Below are 17777 nucleotides of genomic sequence, written 5' to 3'. Positions count from 1 at the left end.
CGGACTAGTCTTGAACCCATGAAGTCTCAGGAGTCTCAGGTTTCCGAATCCAAGGGCCAGGCCGCCTCCCATTCCAGGGAGGAGTCTGGGAAGGCAAGCCCCTTCCGCTGCCTGCTGGGCCTGCCCATCGGCCTGGCAGTTGGCGTGCTGGGAACCCTGGTCCAGCGCTCCGGTGCTGCCCAGGGTCTGCCCTGGGGGATGGTTCTGGCCTATCTGCTGGTGGCCCTGGCCGCCTGGTGGGTCCGCTGCGATAGCGGCACCATGGGTCTGGCCCTGCACCTGGTGGCCTCCACAGTCATGGTTTGGCTGCTCTCCATGCGTGGGCCGGGTGGCGATGTGCTCATGCCCTACGCCAACTTCCCCACATTCTTTGCCAAGTATGCGGTCTTCCTCTGGATGGGCGGGCTGGTCCTGATTCAGACCCTGGCCATCTGCCTGCCGGCCTCCTGGTTTGCTGACGGTCCCCTGCGTCGTCAGGGGCGATCCGCATGAGCCGGGCTTCGTCTGGAAGTCCGGCGACTGCGCCCGACCGGACGCCCCTGTACTTCCTCGGTCCCGAGGGGACCTTCACCCACCAAGCCGCTCTTGAGGCCGCCGGCCTTATGGAGACAAGGCTGGGCTGTCAAGCGGATCTGAGGCCCTGCACGGATGCGGCTGCCATCGTGGCTGCCGTGGAGGAGGGCCGAGGCTGGGGAGTGCTGGCCTGGGAGAACAACGTGGAGGGCCATGTGGTGCCCAACATGGATGCTTTGATCGACGCTCGATCAGTAGCGGGTTTCGGCATGGTCCGCCTGTCCATCGTCTTCGACGCCTTCGTCCGGGCCGACCATGGCCGCCTGCGTCAGGTTGCCGCCCACCCCCATGGACTGGCCCAGTGCAAGGGATTCATCAAGGAGATCGGCCTCAACCCGTTGACTGCCAACTCCAACGCTGCGGCCTGCCGTGATCTGGGCTCCGATCAGGTGGCCCTGGGTCCACGTATCTGTGGAAGCCTCTACGGACTAAAGACCTACCGGCGCGAGGTACAGGATTATCAGGGAGCCCACACCGACTTTCTTATATTGGCTCCCCGGGACCAGGCCGCCGGGCTGGCACGCAGACTGGCGCCAGACGGGGATTTCGAGTCCATCGTCACCTTTATTCCCTTGAATACCGGGCCGGGCGTGCTGGCCAATCTGCTGGACCGTCTGCGCGATGCGGGCCTGAACATGACCTCATTCATGTCCCGGCCCATCAAGGGGCATGACGGGACCTACAGCTTCGTAGCCAGCATCGACGCCGCCCCATGGCAGAAGGGTCTGCATCAGGTGATGGCCGACCTGCTGGAAAGAGGGGACTGGCTCAAGACCCTGGCGGTCCATCCACGCACCCCGCATCCAGCGCCCCCCATCCGTGAATGGATGCTGCCCAGTGCGGGGGCCTTTCGGGGCGAGGACCCCGATTCCGAGACAATCAGCAAGGAGTTGTTATGGTAGATGAATCCGCGCCTTTCCCACACATGGACCTGTCAGGGCCCGAGCACATGCATCCAATGGCAGGCATGGCCGCCTCGCCGGTGCTGACCTCGGCCCACAAGATCGCTGTGGCGGGACTGGGTCTGATCGGCGGATCGCTGGCCCGACGCCTGGCCTCACGGGGCCGGTTCGTCATTGCATGGAACCATAATGACCGCCCTTATGAGCAGGCCCGCAGCCAGGGAATCCACTGCGTGGACACTCTGGAGGAGCTGGCGAAGGGGAAACCCGACGTCCTGGTGTTGGCCACCCCCCTGCGGGCCATGCCCGAAGTGCTCCAGGCCCTGGCACCGGTCCTGACCAGAGGCACCACCCTGACCGACGTAGGCAGCGTCAAGGGCCCGGTACGCCGGCAGGTCGAACAGGCCGGTCTCGTCGATTGTTATGTAGGCGCCCACCCCATGGCCGGCAGCGAAGGCTCAGGCTACGAGGACTCGGATCCGGCACTCTTGGAAGATGCCCTCTGGGCCCTCTGTGTCGATGAGCATACGGATTACAGCCGCTTCCTGACCGTGGCCGATATGGTCACCCAGGGGCTGGGAAACCGTCTGATTGCTATGGACGATGCCACTCATGACCGGGCCGCGGCACTGATTTCGCACATGCCCCATGTGGTGGCCACCGCCCTGGCCAACATGCTGACGAAGTCGCCTGACCGTCGTGTGGCTGCGGCCCTGGCTGCCGGATCCTGGCGGGACATGACCCGTGTGGCCCTGACCGATCCGGAGCGGACCCGGGCCATGGTGGAGGAGAACTCCGACCAGGTGGCCGACCTTCTGGATGTCCTGGTTGAGAATCTGCAGGGCATGGCTTCCCTTTTACGGGACCAGAAGCCGGAGGCCGATGAAAAGCGTCGGGACTTCTTCCTCCAGACGGACCCCTTCCGGCGCTACAGAACTGCCCTGGCCGATCAGGAGCAGATTCCCTCCACAGACCTTGAATTGGATCCACAGGAGGGCAACTGGCGGCAGGAGTTGATGGATTCGGCCCTGCGCGGCGAGCAGGTCTCGGCCTTCCTGACCACCAGCCGCGCCCGGGTGCTGCACCCGCCGGTCATCGACTGAAATTCGGAGGGTCCGGTCGGGGAGAACGGCGTTCTGGTACCGGCTTCAGTGCCACCATGTCTTCTGCTTGCAGGGTCACGCGCTCCCCGGGACGTGATCCATTGGCCGCAGGGTCCCTATCCAGAATCAGCCGCCGTCCGTTCCAGTCGACCACATGCCCTACGTAGTCGCGGAACTTGGGCCTTCCGTCTTCCCGGTCCGGTCCAAGGGCAATCCGGACCACCAGCCGTGCTCCGGCCGGTATGTTTGCTGGCAAACGCATGGCCATCCCACCTCCTGGGTCAGTATCGCCTGCGGCTGCGACGAGGGTGAAAGCGCCTAGACTGTATTGCACATACTGCATGGAGATCAAAGGCAGCCAAGCGAAGGGAGTGCCCGCAGTGGACCAGGATTTGCAGGACTTCACCGACTATCTTTCCCGGGTGGCAGGCAAGAGTCCCAATACCGTCCGCTCCTACCGGGCCGACCTGGCGGGCTTTCTGCACCTGATGCATCTGCATGGCATCGATGACCCTTCACAGATCGATCTGGCCACCATCAGGTCCTGGCTGGCTCACGAGGCCGCCACCCACGCCCGTTCGACCATGGCCCGGAAGACGGCCGCACTGAGGTCCTTCTTCGGATGGCTGAGTCGGCATGGTCGCATTAAGACGGACCCCACCCTGGCCCTGAGCAGTCCCAAGCAGTCCGAGCACCTTCCTCGGATCCTGACGCACGACCAGGCCCGCACCCTGATGGATACGGTCGACCAGGATCCGGTCGAGCCCCGGGAGGACGAGGGTGTGCAGGCGGCCCTGCAGGTGCGGGACGCGGCCATGCTGGAGCTGCTGTATGCCACGGGCATGCGCGTGGCTGAGCTCTGCGGACTGGATCTGGATGACGTGAACCGACACAGCCGCACCGTAAAGGTTCTGGGCAAGGGTTCCAAGGAGCGGGTCCTGCCCTATGGTCTGCCTGCCGATCGTGCCCTGGATTGCTGGCTGGGGGAGGGACGTCCGGTCCTGGCGGGCTCAACGGCCAAATCAGCCCACAAAGCAGGTCAGGCCCTCTTCCTTGGTCAGCTGGGTGGCAGGGTTGGTCAGCGGCAGGTTCGCAAGGTGGTTCATCAGGCGGCTGGTCAGGCCGGTGTGCCCGACATCGCTCCCCATGCCCTGCGGCACTCTGCGGCCACACATATGCTGGATGGTGGAGCCGACCTTCGTGAGGTTCAGGAGATGCTGGGCCACTCCTCCCTGCGGACCACCCAGCGCTACACCCACGTCTCCATCGAGCAGCTGCGGGCACGGTACAGGCAGGCTTTTCCGCGGGCCTGAGACCGGCAAATGAGATGAGACTTGATTTACGAAACATCTTCGTACCAGAATATGGCGTATTGTGGCTTACACGTCAGCCAAGGGTTTTGAGGTTCGGTCATCCTGGTGTCCTTGGTGTTGTAGACGTGACGTTGACACTCAATAAATATTATAAGTAAAGGGAGCAGCAATGAAGAAGGGTTCACAGCTTACGCTCGTATCCGCAACCATCTGCGCCTTGGCGCTTTTGGCCAGCGGCTGCGGCAGTGGTTCTGACACCAAGGGCGCCGAGCAATCGCCCAGCAGCCAGGCCGGCAACAATACCGTCGTTTCGATTCGTGGGTGCGAGCCGGCCAAGCCGCTCATTCCCAGCAATACTGTGGAGAGCTGCGGCGGGTCGATCGCAGACGCCATCAATTCCAAGCTGGTCCGCTTCGACGACCATGGCAAGGCCCACAATGATCTGGCCTCGGAGATCAAGGCCGATGACGACATGACCCAGTACAAGGTCACCCTGGCCGATGGACGTAAGTTCTCTGACGGCACCCCCATCACGGCCAAGTCCTTCACCAAGGCATGGTCCTGGGCGGCCAATGTGAACAACGGCCAGCTGGGCTCCAGCTTCTTCGCCAACATCAAGGGCTATGACGATTTGCAGAAGGAGGGCGCGCCTGCCGATGGTCAGCTGTCCGGCCTGAAAGTAGTGAATGACAAGACCTTCACAGTGGATTTGACTTCGCCCTCCTCAACCTTCCCCATCCAGGTGGGCTATACCGCCTTCGCGCCGCTGCCCGAGTCCTTCTACAAGGACACCAAGGCCTACGGTGAGAATCCGGTCAGCTCGGGTCCCTACAAGTTCGATTCCTGGCAGCACAACACCATGGTCAAGCTCCGCAAGAACGCCTCCTACACGGGTGATGTCAAGATTCAGAACGGTGGCATTGACTACAGGATCTACACTGATGTCGCCTCGGCCTACGCCGATGTGCAAGCGGGTAACCTGGACGCGATCGATACCATCCCCACCTCGGCCCAGAAGACCTTCTTGAAGGACAGTCTGGTCAAGGGCTACAACGAGCCCGGCTCCGTCCTGCAGATGTTCACCATCCCCACAACCATGGAGCACTTCGGCCAGAACGAGGAGGGTCACCTGCGCCGTCAGGCCATCTCCATGGCTTTGGATCGCAAGATGCTGATCGACAAGGTCCTGGGTGGTCTGGGCGTGCAGCCCACCGACTTCACCGCGCCGACCATCCCTGGCTATGCCAAGAACCTCAAGGGTTCCGATAACTTGAAGTACGACGCCCAGAAGGCCAAGGACGCTTGGGCCAAGGCAGACGCCATCAGCAAGTGGCCGGCCGACAAGAGCTTCCAGCTGGTCTACAACGCCGATGGCGGTGCCAAGGACTTCTATGACGGCATGGCCAACTCCATCAAGAACACCCTGGGGATCAATGCCGTGGCCACTCCTGTGCCCACCTTCAGCGAGTTCCGAGGCAACGTCAACAAGCGCGCCTACAAGGATGCGGCCTTCCGGTCGGCCTGGTCGCCCGACTACCCCTCTCCTGAGAGCTACCTGCTGAGCAACTTCGCCAGCTCGGCGGCCGATGGCAATGGGTCCAACGACGGCGATTACAAGAACCCCAAGTTCGACGACCTGCTGAAGCAGGCTGCAAAGGCCAAGAACACCGACGAGGCCAACAAGCTTTTCCAGCAGGCCGAGGAGATTCTCCTGCAGGATATGCCTGCGGTTCCGCTCTACTACTCCAACAACAAGGGGGCGTCAGCCAAGAACGTGCAGGGATTGGCCATTCGCTGGGACGGCCATGCGAACCTGGCGGAGTTGTCCAAGCAGAAGTGATGATCGTGCCGGAAACGGCATAATCCGTCGTCGCCGACCCGGCCGGATCCGCAGCAAAGCGGATTCGTGCCCGGGTCTTATGTACTGGCGGCGGATTTGGGAAACCAACCAAAGGAAAGAGCAGTATATATGAAGAAGCAATCGGCCCTGACCATTGCTGGCGCCGGACTCTGCGTCATGGCGCTCACGCTTGGCGCCTGCGGCGGATCCGGCGGATCCGACTCCTCAGCCAAGGGGACCAACGGCGGCAGCTCGGATGCCATCATCTCGGTCTTCAACCCGGAGCCGGCCAATCCACTCATCCCCAGCATGACCAACGAGGTGGGTGGCGGCAACCCCATCGATGTCATGTTCTCCAAGCTGGTCCGCTTCGATGACAAGGGCAAACCGGCCAATGAGATCGCCAAGCAGATCAAGGCCAACGAGGACAACACCCAGTACACCGTGACCATCAATGACGGTTGGAAGTTCTCGGACGGCACCCCGGTTACCGCACAGTCTTTCACCAAGGCCTGGTCCTGGGCATCCAGCATCGCCAACAAGCAGCTGGGCTCCAGCTTCTTCGCCAACATCAAGGGCTATGACGACCTGCAGAAGGAGGGCACCCCCAGCGATGCCCAGTTGTCTGGCCTCAAGGTCATCGACGACAAGACCTTCACCGTGGACCTGACCTCGCCCTCCTCAACCTTCCCCATCCAGGTGGGCTATACCGCCTTCGCGCCGCTGCCCGAGTCCTTCTACAAGGACACCAAGGCCTTCGGCGAGAAGCCGGTGACCGTGGGACCCTACAAGTTCCAGTCCTGGGAGCACAACAAGTCCATCAAGCTGGTCAGGGATCCTTCCTACAAGGGCGGGGTCAAGGTCAAGAACGGCGGTGTTGAGTTCCGCGCTTACACCGATGCCACCGCGGCTTACCGCGACGTGCAGGCCGGCAACCTGGATGTGCTGGACACCCTTCCTGCCTCGGCTCGCAAGACCTTCCAGACCGACAGCACGGTCCAGGCCATCAACGACCCGGGCTCGGTCATCCAGATGTTCACCATCCCCACCTACATGAAGCACTTCGGCCAGGATCAGGAGGGCAAGCTCCGTCGCCAGGCCATTTCCATGGCCATCGACCGGCCGACCATCATCAAGAAGGTGCTGTCCGGAACCGCCAAGGAGGTCCACGACTTCACCGCCCCGGTCATCCCCGGCTATTCAACCAGTATCAAGGGATCCGACGTGCTCAAGTACGATCCGTCCAAGGCCAAGGAGCTCTGGGCCGAGGCCAACAAGATCTCCCCCTGGGGCGAGGGCGACACTTTCAAGGTCGCCTACAACGCCGATGGCGCCCACAAGGAGATCTACGACGCCGTCACCAACTCGATCAAGAACGCCCTGGGCATACAGGCTGCGGGCAACCCTCTGCCCACCTTCAGCGAGTTCCGTTCCAACGTGCAGAACCGCAAGTTCACCGACTCGGCCTTCCGTTCCGGTTGGCAGCCTGACTACCCGTCGCCTGAGAGCTACCTGTCCAGCAACTTCGCCAGCTCGGCGGCAGATGGCAACGGGTCCAACGACGGTGACTACAAGAACCCCGAGTTCGACGACCTGATGGACAAGGCGGCCTCCGCCAAGAACATTGACGAGGCCAACAAGATCTACCAGCAGTCCGAGGAGCTGCTCTTCCGCGACCTGCCCGCAGTCCCGCTCTACTATCAGAACTCCAACGGTGTGGCCGCCAAGAACATCAAGGGATTCTCCTTCACCTGGAAGGGAACCCCCGCCTACTACAACCTCAGCAAGTGAGGTGACGGGAGTCTGAATCCCGCACCCCAAAACTGACACCGCCCGGGCCGGCGCGGGAGGATTGACTCCGCGTCGGCCTTGGTGTTCTTGCACCCCTGTTGAGGTGTGCTGGTAGACTCAAACAAGAATTTTTGCGGCGGCCCCGATCCCCATGCCGATCCCGGTCGCGGATGACAAAGGAGAATAGCCGATGGGAAAATATCTTCTGCGACGTATTCTGCAGATGATCCCCGTCGTTCTCGGTACGACACTGCTGATATACGCGCTGGTCTTCGCGCTTCCTGGCGACCCTGTGGCCGCCATGTTCGGGGACAAGCCGGTCAACCAGGCCGTTGCCGCACAGATACGTTCGGAATACAATCTCGACAAACCCTTCATCGTGCAGTATGTGCTCTTCCTGAAGAACGCGCTTACCCTGAACTTCGGCAACACCTTCGCCGGACAGCCCGTGATCAGCGTGATCGCCAGGGCCTTCCCGGTGACCATCAAGCTGGCCCTGATGGCCTTCGTCTTCGAGGGCATCTTCGGTGTGATCTTCGGCATCATCGGCGGCCTGACCAAGGGCAAGTGGTCGGACAACATCATCCTGGTTCTCTCCCTGCTGCTGATTTCGGTGCCTACCTTCGTCACCGGCTTCATCCTGCAGTATCTGTTCGGCGTCAAATGGCATCTGCTGCCGGCCACGGCCGGAGCCAATCCGGGCTTCATTGATCTGCTTATGCCGGCCGTCGTGCTGGGGTCGGTTTCCATGGCCTCCATCATCCGACTGACAAGGACGGAGATCACCTCCAACATCTCCGAGGATTACGTGCGAACGGCCCGGGCCAAGGGCATGAGCAACCGGTCCGTCATCGTGCGGCACGTGCTGCGCAACTCCCTGATTCCCGTGGTCACCTACCTGGGCGCCGACATCGGCGGACTCATGGGCGGGGCCATGATCACCGAGCGCATCTTCAACATCCAGGGCGTGGGCAACACCCTCTACCAGGCCATCCTGAGGGGCGAAGGCACCCTGGTGGTCTCCATCGTGACCATTCTGGTCCTGATCTTCGTCATAACCAGCCTCCTGGTCGACCTGCTCTACGCAGTGCTCGATCCGCGAATCCGGTATGCGTGAGGGAGAGGGACCGACTATGAGTGAAACGGCAATGAACGAGTCAAGCGAACAGAACGAAAGCCAGGCCCGCGTATACTTCCCCGACCCCTTGCCGGGGCAGGAGCGGTTTGTGGCCCCCATCGACGAGACGCCCCTGCGCGAGGTGGACTCGGTGGATGAGGACGTGCCGCCTACCAGCATGTGGGCCGACGCCTGGAAGACCCTGAGGCGCAACCCGCTCTTCATCATCTCCGCTATCCTGGCGATCGTGGTTATCCTGGTGGCCCTCTTCCCCGACCTCTTCGCCAAACAGGACCCCATGGCCTGCAACCTGTCCAACTCTGTGGAGCCAGGTCGTCCGGGGCACCCCTTCGGCTTCGACCTGCAGGGATGCGACGTCTACAGCCGCGTCATCCATGGGGCCCGAACCTCGGTGGCCATCGGCATCATGACCACCATCCTGGTCACCGTCTTCGGCGGACTCATCGGCGCAATCGCTGGATTCTTCGGGGGCTGGGTTGACGCGGTGCTCAGCCGCATCACCGACATCTTCTTCGCCATCCCCATGATCCTGGGTGCCATCGTGCTCCTGCAGATGTTCCGTACCTCCACCTCACTGTGGAAGATCATCCTGACCCTGACCCTCTTCGGCTGGGTCAACATGGCGCGTATCACCCGAAGCGCCGTCCTGGAGGCCAAAAACCTGGAATTCAATACCGCATCTACGGCCCTGGGCTCCACGCCTCTGCGCAACCTCTTCCGTCATATCCTGCCCAACTCACTGGCCCCGGTCATCGTCATGGCCACCATGTCGCTGGGCAGCTACATCGTCTCTGAGGCCACTCTGAGCTTCCTGGGCATCGGTCTGCCCTCCACCGTGGTCTCCTGGGGCGGGGACATCTCGACGGCCCAGAGCCTCCTGACCACCAATCCCTCGGTCCTCTTCTATCCCTCCGCAGCCCTGGCCATCACCGTGCTGGCCTTCATCATGATGGGTGACGCGGTCAAGGATGCATTGGATCCCAAGAGCAGAACGGCCTGAGTGGAGGAAGCATGACTGAAGCAGACAAGAATACGACCACCAATCAGGAGAATCAGCCCCTGCTCGACGTGCGGGACCTGCAGGTGGACTTCACCGCCGATGGGCGCACCGTCCATGCGGTTCGCAAGGCCTCCTTCAACGTCTACCCCGGCCAGTGGGTGGCCATCGTGGGGGAGTCAGGCTCCGGCAAGTCCACCTCTGCCATGGCTGTGCTGGGCCTTCTGCCCGGCACCGGCAAGGTGACCGGCGGCAGCATCCGGCTCAATGGCCGCGAGCTGGTGGGCCTGGACCGCAAGGACTATGAGGCGCTGCGCGGATCCCAGGTGGGCCTGGTCCCGCAGGATCCCATGAGCAACCTGAACCCGGTCTGGCGCATCGGCTCCCAGGTCAAGGAGGCGCTGACCGCCAACCACATGGATGTCTCCCGGGAGAAGCGCTCCCGGCTGGCCAAGGCCCTGGCTGGCGACGAAGAGGTGAAGGTAAAGAAGTCCGACGATGAGCTCTTCATCTCCTCCAAGGACCTGCCCGGTCTGCTTGAGGCTGCACGTCAGGCACTGAGTGATGCCGGGGTCGCCGACGTGGACAAGACCATGGAGGCCATGAAGTCCGAGTGGGATGTGGGCTCCGAGACCCGCTGGGGCGTGGCCAAATCCCTGATCGACGCCGGTGTGAATGACGACACAGCCTGGACGCTGGCCAAGGAGCATGTGACCGGCTCGGACATGAACGACCGCATCGCCGGCCTGCTTTCGGAGGCCGGGCTGCCCGAGGCCGCCACCAGGGCCCGGCAGTATCCGCATGAGTTCTCCGGCGGCATGCGCCAGCGCGCCCTGATCGCCATCGGCCTGGCTTCCCGTCCCGACCTGCTGATTGCGGATGAACCCACCAGCGCTCTGGATGTGACCGTCCAGAAGCGGATTCTGGACCACCTGCGCAGCCTGACCGAATCCCTGGGCACCGCCGTGCTCTTCATCACCCACGACCTGGGCCTGGCAGCCGAACGCGCCCAGCACATCGTGGTCATGTACCGGGGCCAGGTGGTGGAGTCCGGACCCAGCCTGGAGGTTCTGCAACACCCCCAGCACCCATACACCAAGCGGCTGGTCCAGGCTGCGCCCTCACTGGCCTCCCAGCGCATCATCTCCGCCAAGCAGCGCGGCCAGGATGCCGAGGGACTGCTGGAGCACCACGTCAAGGGCGAGAGCACCCTGGAGCGCAGCGAGCACGTCATCACCGTGGAGCACCTGACCCGCGAGTTCAGGCTGCCGCGCCGTAAGGAGATGTTCAAGGCAGTGGACGACGTCTCTTTCTCGGTCAAGCGGGGGACCACCCTGGCCATCGTGGGGGAGTCCGGCTCCGGCAAATCCACCGTGGCCAACATGGTTCTGCACCTGCTCAAACCCACCTCGGGCCGGGTGACCTACGAGGGCCAGGACATCGCCGACTTCGGCAGCCGTCAGCTCATGGAATTCCGGCGGCACGTCCAGCCGGTCTTCCAGAACCCCTATGGCTCCCTGGACCCCATGTACTCCATCTACCGCTCCATTGAGGAGCCCCTGCGCATCCACAAGATCGGCAACGCCAAGTCCCGGCAGAGGAGGGTCAAGGAGTTGCTGGACATGGTGGAGATGCCCGAGTCGGTCATGGGGCGTTACCCCAACGAGCTCTCCGGAGGCCAGCGTCAGCGCATCGCCATCGCCCGGGCCATGGCCCTGAATCCGGATGTGATCATCTGCGACGAGGCTGTCTCCGCCCTGGACGTGCTGGTCCAGGACCAGGTGCTGCGGCTGCTCAACGACCTGCAGGCCGAGCAAGGGCTGAGCTACCTGTTCATCACCCACGACCTGGCCGTGGTCAGGCAGATCGCCGATGAGGTGGTGGTCATGCAGCACGGCCGGCTGGTGGAGCACGCGACCACCGACGAGGTCTTCGACCATCCGCAGCGCCAGTACACCAAGGACCTGCTGGACGCCATCCCCGGCGGCAAGCTGCGCCTGGGTCTTGACTAGGTATCCTTTGCACAGACTCACAAGGAAATGAGGCATCATGGGATTGTTCGGTTTCGGCAGGAAACGCGCCAAGCGACAGGCCGAGGAGGATGTCGAGGATCAGAAGGACCAGTCCAAGGAGCTCGACGAGTCCAGGGACGCTGAAGAGTCCACAGAGAAACCCGACCAGACCTCACAAACCTCTCAGGCCGACGGTGATGAGACGGCTGCGGGGCGGGACGAAGCCGAGCAGAGCGGGAAAGGCCCCTGGGACAGTACGGATCCCGAGGCCCCCGACACCGATGAGTACCTGGACATCGGCGCCCTGATGCTGCCCTTCCTGCAGGGCAGTGAGTTGAGGCTCAAGGCCAACTCGCAGACCGGCGACGTGCTGGGGGCCACCATCACCTACAAGTCCTCCAGTCTGGAGCTGGAGCCCTTCGCGGCCCCCAAGTCCCTGGGCCTGTGGGACGAGGTCCGGGCCGACCTGCTCAAGGCCAACCCCTCCTGCAAGGAGGTGGACGGCGTCTTCGGCAAGGAGCTGACCTTGCCTGTCAAGGTCAAGGGCAAGAACCTGCTGACCCGGGTGGTGGGCGTCGACGGACCCCGCTGGATGCTGCGAGGCATCTTCTCCGGCCCTGCGGCCAAGGGCGGCAAGGAGAAGGATGTCCTCGACGGCTACCTGGCCGACATGGTGGTTGTCCGTGGCGATGAGCCCCTGGCCCCTCGTGACCTGGTTCCCATGCATGCGCCCATCACCCCCAATCAGCGCCGAGGAGATGCCGAAGACTCGAAGTCCAAGGACGACGAGAGTGCGCAGATCCCTGGCAAGCCGGAGGGTCCCTTCGACTCGGACCAGCAGACCGAGGTGAAGACCACACTGTCTCGCGGACCCATGTTCTCGGAGGTCCGCTGAGGCTGTGGAGCAGAAGCATTCCGGGCTGGCTGCGCTGGCTGACGACGATTTCTCCGTCATGGAGGCCATCGGCGGATGGCGGGGGATCGTCGAGTCCCTGCTGCCGGGGCTGGTATTTCTGGTTGTCTTCCTGGTGACCGGCCGTCTGGGACTGACCGTGGCGGTTTCGGCGGCCCTGGCCCTGGTGCAGCTTCTGATTCGCCTGGTCCAGCGGCAGTCCTTTCTGGGTGCGTTGACCGGTCTGCTTTCGGTGGGCATCTGCCTGGTGGCTGCATGGCTGACCCGGGATGCGCGTAACTACTATCTGCCAGGATTCCTGACCAACGGATTCTGGATTATCGTTTTGGGCGCCTCGCTGCTGGCACGGATACCCGGCATAGGCTTGGTTGTGGAGTACCTGCGCCGACCTGTCGTCTCAGGCTGGAAGCAATGGCTGGCCTCTTGGCGCAGTGAACCGGAGCTGGTACGGGCCTATACCCAGGCCACTCTGGTCTGGATCGCCGTCTTCGCGCTGCGCCTGCTGGTCCAGGTGCCGCTCTACCTGACTGGTTCCGTCGGGTTTCTTGGCGCCGCACGCCTGATATTGGGCCTGCCCTTGTTCGCCTTGGGCATCTGGATTAGCTGGCTGCTGATCGGGGGCCCCTACCATCGCCGCCAGGCTGACCAGGGTCAGGCCGATCAGGAGGTTCACGCCGATCATGACTGAGACCAGGGTTCGTCTGCGCATCGAACGCTATGCCGACCAGGGCCGTTGCGTGGGCCACCTGGAGGACGGTCGGGTGGTCTTTGTCCGCTTTGCCCTGCCCGGGGAGCTGGTGGAGGTCCTCCTGGACGAGCCCCACGGCCGGGCAGGCAGATTCGCCACGGGCGAGGTCACCCAGGTGCTGGAGGCCAGCCCTGACCGCCGTGACCCCGTCTGGTCCTTGGCTGGCCCGCTTGCCTGGGGAGGTGGACTGGGCGGCGCCGATCTGATTCACGTGAGCCTGCCCGGTCAGCTGGCCTGGAAGGCCGATCTGATCGGTCAGCAGATGGCCCGTCTGGGCGGGGTGGATGTTCATGTACCGGTGGCCCGGGTTCCGGGCGATGAGCAGCTGGGTGGCCTGCACTGGAGGACCCGAATCGAGCTGGTGGCCGACGATCAGGGTCGTCCCTCCATGCGTCGGCGGGGATCACATGACCGTCTGCCGATTCAGACCATGCCCCTGGCCACTCAGGAGCTGCTGGACCTGGCTGAAGAACTGGGCATCTGGGAAGGCGGCCTGCCGGCGGGAGCTCGCATACGCCTGGCCGTTCCCCAGCCGCGCGATGGGGGACCGGTTGGCGACAACTACGCCCTGCTGGTGGATGGCCGCCTGGGCAAGGGGAGTCGCCTACTGACGGAACGGCTGGAGGCCAGGACAGGACCTGAGTACCAGGTCCGGGCCGACGGATTCTGGCAGGTCCACCGCCAGGCACCGGTCGTACTGACCAAGGCGATCCTGGACCAGGCCAGGCAGGCGTTGGACGGGGTAGCTGAACCGGTCATCTGGGACCTCTACTGTGGATCGGGGCTCTTCACTTTGCCTCTGGCTGCTCTGGCCGACGGACGAGCCCGGCTTCTGGCCGTCGAGGGTTCTGCCGGAGCCATTGCCAGTGCGAAAAACAACGTAAAGCAAGCCGGACTGGATCGTGTGGTCCTGCGTCGAGGGGACGTGGCCAAGGTCCTGGCTGGCGGTGTACCCAAGGGGCTGGGCCATCCCGACCTGATCCTGCTGGATCCGCCCAGGGCCGGCGCCAAGGCTCAAGTCTGCCGACTGCTGGCCGCCTGCGGGGTTGGGACCATCATCTATGTGGCCTGCGACCCGACCAGCCTGGCCAGGGATACAGCCACCCTGATCTCCCTGGGCTACAGCCCCAGGTATCTTGAGGCCTTTGATATCTACCCGATGACCCACCATGTGGAGACTGTGGCTGTCTTCACCCGCACGGTGGGAAGGCATCGCTGACATGAGCCGCGCCGGGCGGATCGTGGCAGTGGTCAGGCGGCTGGCGGGTCTACTGCTGGCGGTCGCTCTGCTGGCAGGCCTGCCCATGCTGACCGGCTGCGCCCCCAAGGACAGGGCCGTGGGAGACTCCTGGCATGAGGGCACCGTGCCTCATGATGGCGTGGATCGCTCCGACACGCTCGTGGCTTTGATTGGATGCCCGCAGAAGGATGACAAGGATTCGGATACCGGTCTTGACAGCCGTATCCTGGCCTCGTTGCAGGCGCAGCGCATGAAGGGTTATTTTTCTTCAGCGCATTCCACCAGCGATCAACAGGATGGGGTGCAGGATGCCATCAACCGCGGGGTCAGTCTGATTCTGATTCGCCGACCCGGAGCCGGCGACTGGGCCCCTGCCTTGAAGGCGGCCCGGAAGGCGGGCATCCCTGTGGTAGAGTTCGCTCAAAGCGCCAAGGCTTGGACCCCTGACCCAGGTAGGCTCTACTATGCGGCTACGGTCCACCCGGTGGATCCTGCCGGGAATCCACATGCGCCCTTGCTGGCCGACGCCCTGCAGACCATTGTGGACGACGGACCGCATGCAAGGATCATGGCCGTGCGCCTGAGCGCCGACCGAGAGGGGGCCGAGGATGAGCACAGGCAGTGATCAAGAGCCGACTATGGGCACAACGGCGGACACAGGCTTTCCGGAGACCGACCGGCCGGGGCTGAGCTCCCGGGAGGTGGAGCAGCTGAAGTCCCAAGGCCTGGTCAACGTCTCCCAGGACCAAACCTCCCGCAGCCTGGGCCAGATCATCCGCGACAACGTCTTCACCCTCTTCAACGGGATCATCCTGACCGCCATGGTGGTGGTCCTGCTGACCGGCCAGTGGAAGGACGCGGTCTTCGGCCTGATCATCATCATCAACACCGGCATTGGCGTGGCCACCGAGCTCAAGGCCAAGCACACCCTGGACGGGCTGTCCATCCTGGTGGCCTCCGACTATACGGTGCGCAGGGATGGGCGCAACCTGACCGTGCCCCACGATGCCATCGTCAAGGGGGATCTGCTCTGGATCCGCTCCGGGGACCAGGTGCCTGCCGACGCGCAGATCATCGACATCTACGGCCTGGAGCTGGACGAGTCCATGCTGACCGGCGAATCGCGCACGGTCAAGCACAAGCCGGGGGACCAGGTCTACTCGGGCTCCACGGCCGTCTCGGGCATGGCCCTGGCCCAGGTGACCGCCGTGGGCGCCGACTCCTACGCCGCCACGCTGACGGCCAAGGCCAAGGTCTACAAGAAGGTCCACTCCGACCTGAACGAGGGCATCAACACCATCCTCAAGGTCATGACCGTGGTGGTCATTCCCCTCTGCCTGCTGCTCATCTTCACCCAGATGCGGACCGTGGGCGGCTTCCAGACGGCCCTGGCCACCGGAGCCTGGCGGCAGGCCGTGGTGTCCGCCGTGGCCGGGGTCGTGGGCATGATCCCCGAGGGTCTGGTCCTTTTGACCTCCTTGAACTTCGCCCTGGCCGCCATCCGCCTGGCCCGGCATCAAACGTTGGTCCAGCAGATGGAGTCCGTGGAGACCCTGGCCCGGGTGGATGCCCTGAATCTGGACAAGACCGGCACCATCACCGACGGGGGCATCGTCTACGACGACCTGCATCCGCTGGCCGAGGATCTGCCGGCCCAGCAGATGCGGCAAGCCCTGGTGGACGTCTGCGCGGAGGAGAGCCCCAACGCCACCGGCCGGGCCATCCTCAAGGGGATGGACGACCTGCACCCGGGCAGGGCCGTCAGCCGCCTGCCCTTCTCCTCGGCCCGCAAGTGGAGCGCCGTGGCCGACCAGTCCGGCAGAATCTGGTACTTCGGCGCCCCGGAGGTGCTCCTGGCACCCCAGGCGGGCAGCTGGCCCCAGGTGGACCAGCAGGTGGCCGACCTGGCCGACCGCGGCTACCGGGTGCTGATGCTGGCCGCCCCCGGCGGGTACCCGGGCACCGACCAGCCTGACTACTTCACCAGCAGTCCCGACCTGCCCGGGAACCTGAAGCCCCTGGCCCTGATCACCTGCTCGGAGCACATCCGCGATGACGCTGCCGAGACCCTGGCCTGGTTCCGCCAGCAGGGCGTGCGCTGCCGGGTCATTTCGGGCGACAACCCGGCCACGGTGGCGGCCATCGCCACCAAGGTGGGCCTGACCGGCGACCGGGCGCCCCGGGCCATGGATGCCCGGCAGCTGCCCAAGGACACGGCAGCCCTGGCCGAGGTGCTGGAGGACGTGGACGTGCTGGGCCGGGTCCTGCCCGACCAGAAGAAGGCCGTCGTCCAGGCCCTGCACCTGAAGGGTCACACGGTGGCCATGACCGGCGACGGGGTCAACGACTCCCTGGCCCTGAAGGAGGCGGACCTGGGCATCGCCATGGGCAATGCGGCGGCCGCCACCAAGGCCGTGGCCCAGCTGGTCCTGGTGGATTCGCGCTTCTCCCACCTGCCCGACGTGGTGGCCCGTGGCCGGCAGGTCATGGCCAACATGGAGCGTGTGGCCGGCCTCTTCCTGGTCAAGACCGTCTACTCGGCCCTGATCTCCCTGGGTGTGGTCCTGACCGGCATCCCCTTCCCCTACCTGCCCCGGCACATCACCTACATCGGCGCCCTGACCATCGGCACGCCGGCCTTCTTCCTGGCGCTGGCCCCCAACACCAGGCGCTACCGGCCCGGCTTCCTCAAGCGTGTGGTCACCTTCGCCCTGCCCTCGGGCTTCGCCACTGCTTTGATTGTGCTGGCGGCGGCCTGGAGCCTTCCCGGCCTGTTGGGCCTGAACCTGGCCCGGCCCGGAGACCTGGGGCGCTGGCGGTCGGTCTGCGCCATCGTCCTCTTCTGCATGGGCGTGCTGGTCCTGGCACAGGTGGCCCGGCCCCTGCGCTCCTGGAGGGGCCTGCTGGTCCTCTTCTTCGCCGCAGCCGGGGTGATCGGGGCCCTGATCCCCATGGTGGCGCGGTTCTTCGCCATCAGCCTGCCCTCCGGTCCGGCCCTGGCCGCCACCGTGGCCTTCGCCCTGGTCGGAGCCCTGCTCATGGTCCTGGCCGTCCTGGGCTATCCAGCATGCGCACGTTACATCCATCAGGTAACACATCGGGGCTAAGAGTGGAACCCAAAAAGCACAGATAGCGTCACTGACGGCCTGGGGTCCTCCCGCCGCCGGTCCACATGGGCGCAAGGGCAGGGCCCGAGCGTCCAAGGAA

At 64.0% G+C, this 17777-nt stretch carries 15 protein-coding genes; 14 read left to right on the top strand and 1 reads right to left on the bottom strand.

Features of this window, described 5'->3' with window-relative positions:
• Positions 1-18: 18 nt before the first annotated feature.
• The 3 genes from H3T89_RS06735 to H3T89_RS06725 all read left to right on the top strand — a co-directional run bounded on the left by H3T89_RS06735 (position 19) and on the right by H3T89_RS06725 (position 2578).
• Positions 19-492 carry an alcohol dehydrogenase gene (locus H3T89_RS06735; RefSeq protein WP_198216592.1) on the top strand — a complete coding sequence of 158 codons (474 nt, stop codon included), beginning with the start codon at positions 19-21 and terminating at the stop codon, positions 490-492.
• Positions 489-1475, top strand: coding sequence for a prephenate dehydratase domain-containing protein (locus H3T89_RS06730; RefSeq protein WP_198216591.1), 987 nt, complete (start codon positions 489-491; stop codon positions 1473-1475). The genes H3T89_RS06735 and H3T89_RS06730 overlap by 4 nt, the downstream gene beginning before the upstream one ends.
• Positions 1476-1540: 65 nt before the next feature.
• The gene (locus H3T89_RS06725) at positions 1541-2578 is read left to right on the top strand and encodes a prephenate dehydrogenase (RefSeq protein WP_198216675.1); all 1038 of its coding nucleotides are present in this window, start codon (positions 1541-1543) and stop codon (positions 2576-2578) included.
• On the opposite strand, the gene H3T89_RS06720 is transcribed toward H3T89_RS06725, so the two are convergent.
• The gene (locus tag H3T89_RS06720) at positions 2568-2840 is read right to left on the bottom strand and encodes a DUF6725 family protein (protein ID WP_198216590.1); all 273 of its coding nucleotides are present in this window, start codon (positions 2838-2840) and stop codon (positions 2568-2570) included. The genes H3T89_RS06725 and H3T89_RS06720 overlap by 11 nt on opposite strands.
• A gap of 79 nt (positions 2841-2919) precedes the next feature.
• Between H3T89_RS06720 and H3T89_RS06715 the strand changes: the two genes are divergently transcribed.
• The 11 genes from H3T89_RS06715 (at position 2920) to H3T89_RS06665 (ending at position 17677) form a co-directional block, all read left to right on the top strand.
• A complete protein-coding gene (locus H3T89_RS06715) occupies positions 2920-3891 on the top strand; it encodes a tyrosine recombinase XerC (RefSeq protein ID WP_232348511.1) in 972 nt (323 codons plus the stop codon).
• Between the two features lie 169 nt (positions 3892-4060).
• Entirely contained in the window at positions 4061-5731 is a 1671-nt protein-coding gene (locus H3T89_RS06710; protein ID WP_198216589.1) for a peptide ABC transporter substrate-binding protein, read from the top strand.
• Between the two features lie 129 nt (positions 5732-5860).
• Positions 5861-7522, top strand: coding sequence for a peptide ABC transporter substrate-binding protein (locus H3T89_RS06705; protein ID WP_198216588.1), 1662 nt, complete (start codon positions 5861-5863; stop codon positions 7520-7522).
• A gap of 190 nt (positions 7523-7712) precedes the next feature.
• The gene (locus tag H3T89_RS06700; RefSeq protein ID WP_198216587.1) at positions 7713-8639 is read left to right on the top strand and encodes an ABC transporter permease; all 927 of its coding nucleotides are present in this window, start codon (positions 7713-7715) and stop codon (positions 8637-8639) included.
• A 31-nt stretch (positions 8640-8670) separates the two neighbouring features.
• Complete coding sequence (locus tag H3T89_RS06695; protein WP_181415592.1) at positions 8671-9660, top strand: ABC transporter permease; 990 nt, start codon at positions 8671-8673, stop codon at positions 9658-9660.
• Between the two features lie 11 nt (positions 9661-9671).
• Positions 9672-11669, top strand: a complete 1998-nt coding sequence (locus H3T89_RS06690) for a dipeptide ABC transporter ATP-binding protein (RefSeq protein WP_198216586.1) — start codon at positions 9672-9674, stop codon at positions 11667-11669.
• 37 nt (positions 11670-11706) lie between these two features.
• On the top strand, positions 11707-12564 hold the full coding sequence (locus H3T89_RS06685; protein WP_198203833.1) for a DUF3710 domain-containing protein: 858 nt from the start codon (positions 11707-11709) through the stop codon (positions 12562-12564).
• A 4-nt stretch (positions 12565-12568) separates the two neighbouring features.
• Positions 12569-13270: a DUF3159 domain-containing protein gene (locus H3T89_RS06680; RefSeq protein ID WP_198216585.1), complete on the top strand. Its 702-nt coding sequence runs from the start codon at positions 12569-12571 to the stop codon at positions 13268-13270.
• Entirely contained in the window at positions 13263-14549 is a 1287-nt protein-coding gene (locus H3T89_RS06675; RefSeq protein WP_198216584.1) for a class I SAM-dependent RNA methyltransferase, read from the top strand. Before H3T89_RS06680 ends, H3T89_RS06675 begins: the two co-directional genes overlap by 8 nt.
• Before the next feature lies 1 nt (position 14550).
• Positions 14551-15195: a substrate-binding domain-containing protein gene (locus tag H3T89_RS06670; RefSeq protein WP_015021638.1), complete on the top strand. Its 645-nt coding sequence runs from the start codon at positions 14551-14553 to the stop codon at positions 15193-15195.
• Positions 15179-17677, top strand: a complete 2499-nt coding sequence (locus H3T89_RS06665; protein WP_198216583.1) for an HAD-IC family P-type ATPase — start codon at positions 15179-15181, stop codon at positions 17675-17677. The genes H3T89_RS06670 and H3T89_RS06665 overlap by 17 nt, the downstream gene beginning before the upstream one ends.
• Positions 17678-17777: the final 100 nt, after the last annotated feature.

Source organism: Bifidobacterium sp. W8114 (assembly GCF_016101165.1).
Taxonomy (GTDB): Bacteria; Actinomycetota; Actinomycetes; order Actinomycetales; family Bifidobacteriaceae; genus Bombiscardovia; species Bombiscardovia asteroides.
This window is presented reverse-complemented; position numbering and strand designations above follow the sequence as displayed.

What these genes read in the sequence shown, in the direction of transcription:
- H3T89_RS06735 (WP_198216592.1), top strand. Translation starts at nt 19, where the DNA reads ATGAAGTCTCAGGAGTCTCAGGTTTCCGAATCCAAGGGCCAGGCCGCC.
- H3T89_RS06730 (WP_198216591.1), top strand. Translation starts at nt 489, where the DNA reads ATGAGCCGGGCTTCGTCTGGAAGTCCGGCGACTGCGCCCGACCGGACG.
- H3T89_RS06725 (WP_198216675.1), top strand. Translation starts at nt 1,541, where the DNA reads ATGGCCGCCTCGCCGGTGCTGACCTCGGCCCACAAGATCGCTGTGGCG.
- H3T89_RS06720 (WP_198216590.1), bottom strand. Translation starts at nt 2,840, where the DNA reads ATGCGTTTGCCAGCAAACATACCGGCCGGAGCACGGCTGGTGGTCCGG.
- H3T89_RS06715 (WP_232348511.1), top strand. Translation starts at nt 2,920, where the DNA reads ATGGAGATCAAAGGCAGCCAAGCGAAGGGAGTGCCCGCAGTGGACCAG.
- H3T89_RS06710 (WP_198216589.1), top strand. Translation starts at nt 4,061, where the DNA reads ATGAAGAAGGGTTCACAGCTTACGCTCGTATCCGCAACCATCTGCGCC.
- H3T89_RS06705 (WP_198216588.1), top strand. Translation starts at nt 5,861, where the DNA reads ATGAAGAAGCAATCGGCCCTGACCATTGCTGGCGCCGGACTCTGCGTC.
- H3T89_RS06700 (WP_198216587.1), top strand. Translation starts at nt 7,713, where the DNA reads ATGGGAAAATATCTTCTGCGACGTATTCTGCAGATGATCCCCGTCGTT.
- H3T89_RS06695 (WP_181415592.1), top strand. Translation starts at nt 8,671, where the DNA reads ATGAACGAGTCAAGCGAACAGAACGAAAGCCAGGCCCGCGTATACTTC.
- H3T89_RS06690 (WP_198216586.1), top strand. Translation starts at nt 9,672, where the DNA reads ATGACTGAAGCAGACAAGAATACGACCACCAATCAGGAGAATCAGCCC.
- H3T89_RS06685 (WP_198203833.1), top strand. Translation starts at nt 11,707, where the DNA reads ATGGGATTGTTCGGTTTCGGCAGGAAACGCGCCAAGCGACAGGCCGAG.
- H3T89_RS06675 (WP_198216584.1), top strand. Translation starts at nt 13,263, where the DNA reads ATGACTGAGACCAGGGTTCGTCTGCGCATCGAACGCTATGCCGACCAG.
- H3T89_RS06670 (WP_015021638.1), top strand. Translation starts at nt 14,551, where the DNA reads ATGAGCCGCGCCGGGCGGATCGTGGCAGTGGTCAGGCGGCTGGCGGGT.
- H3T89_RS06665 (WP_198216583.1), top strand. Translation starts at nt 15,179, where the DNA reads ATGAGCACAGGCAGTGATCAAGAGCCGACTATGGGCACAACGGCGGAC.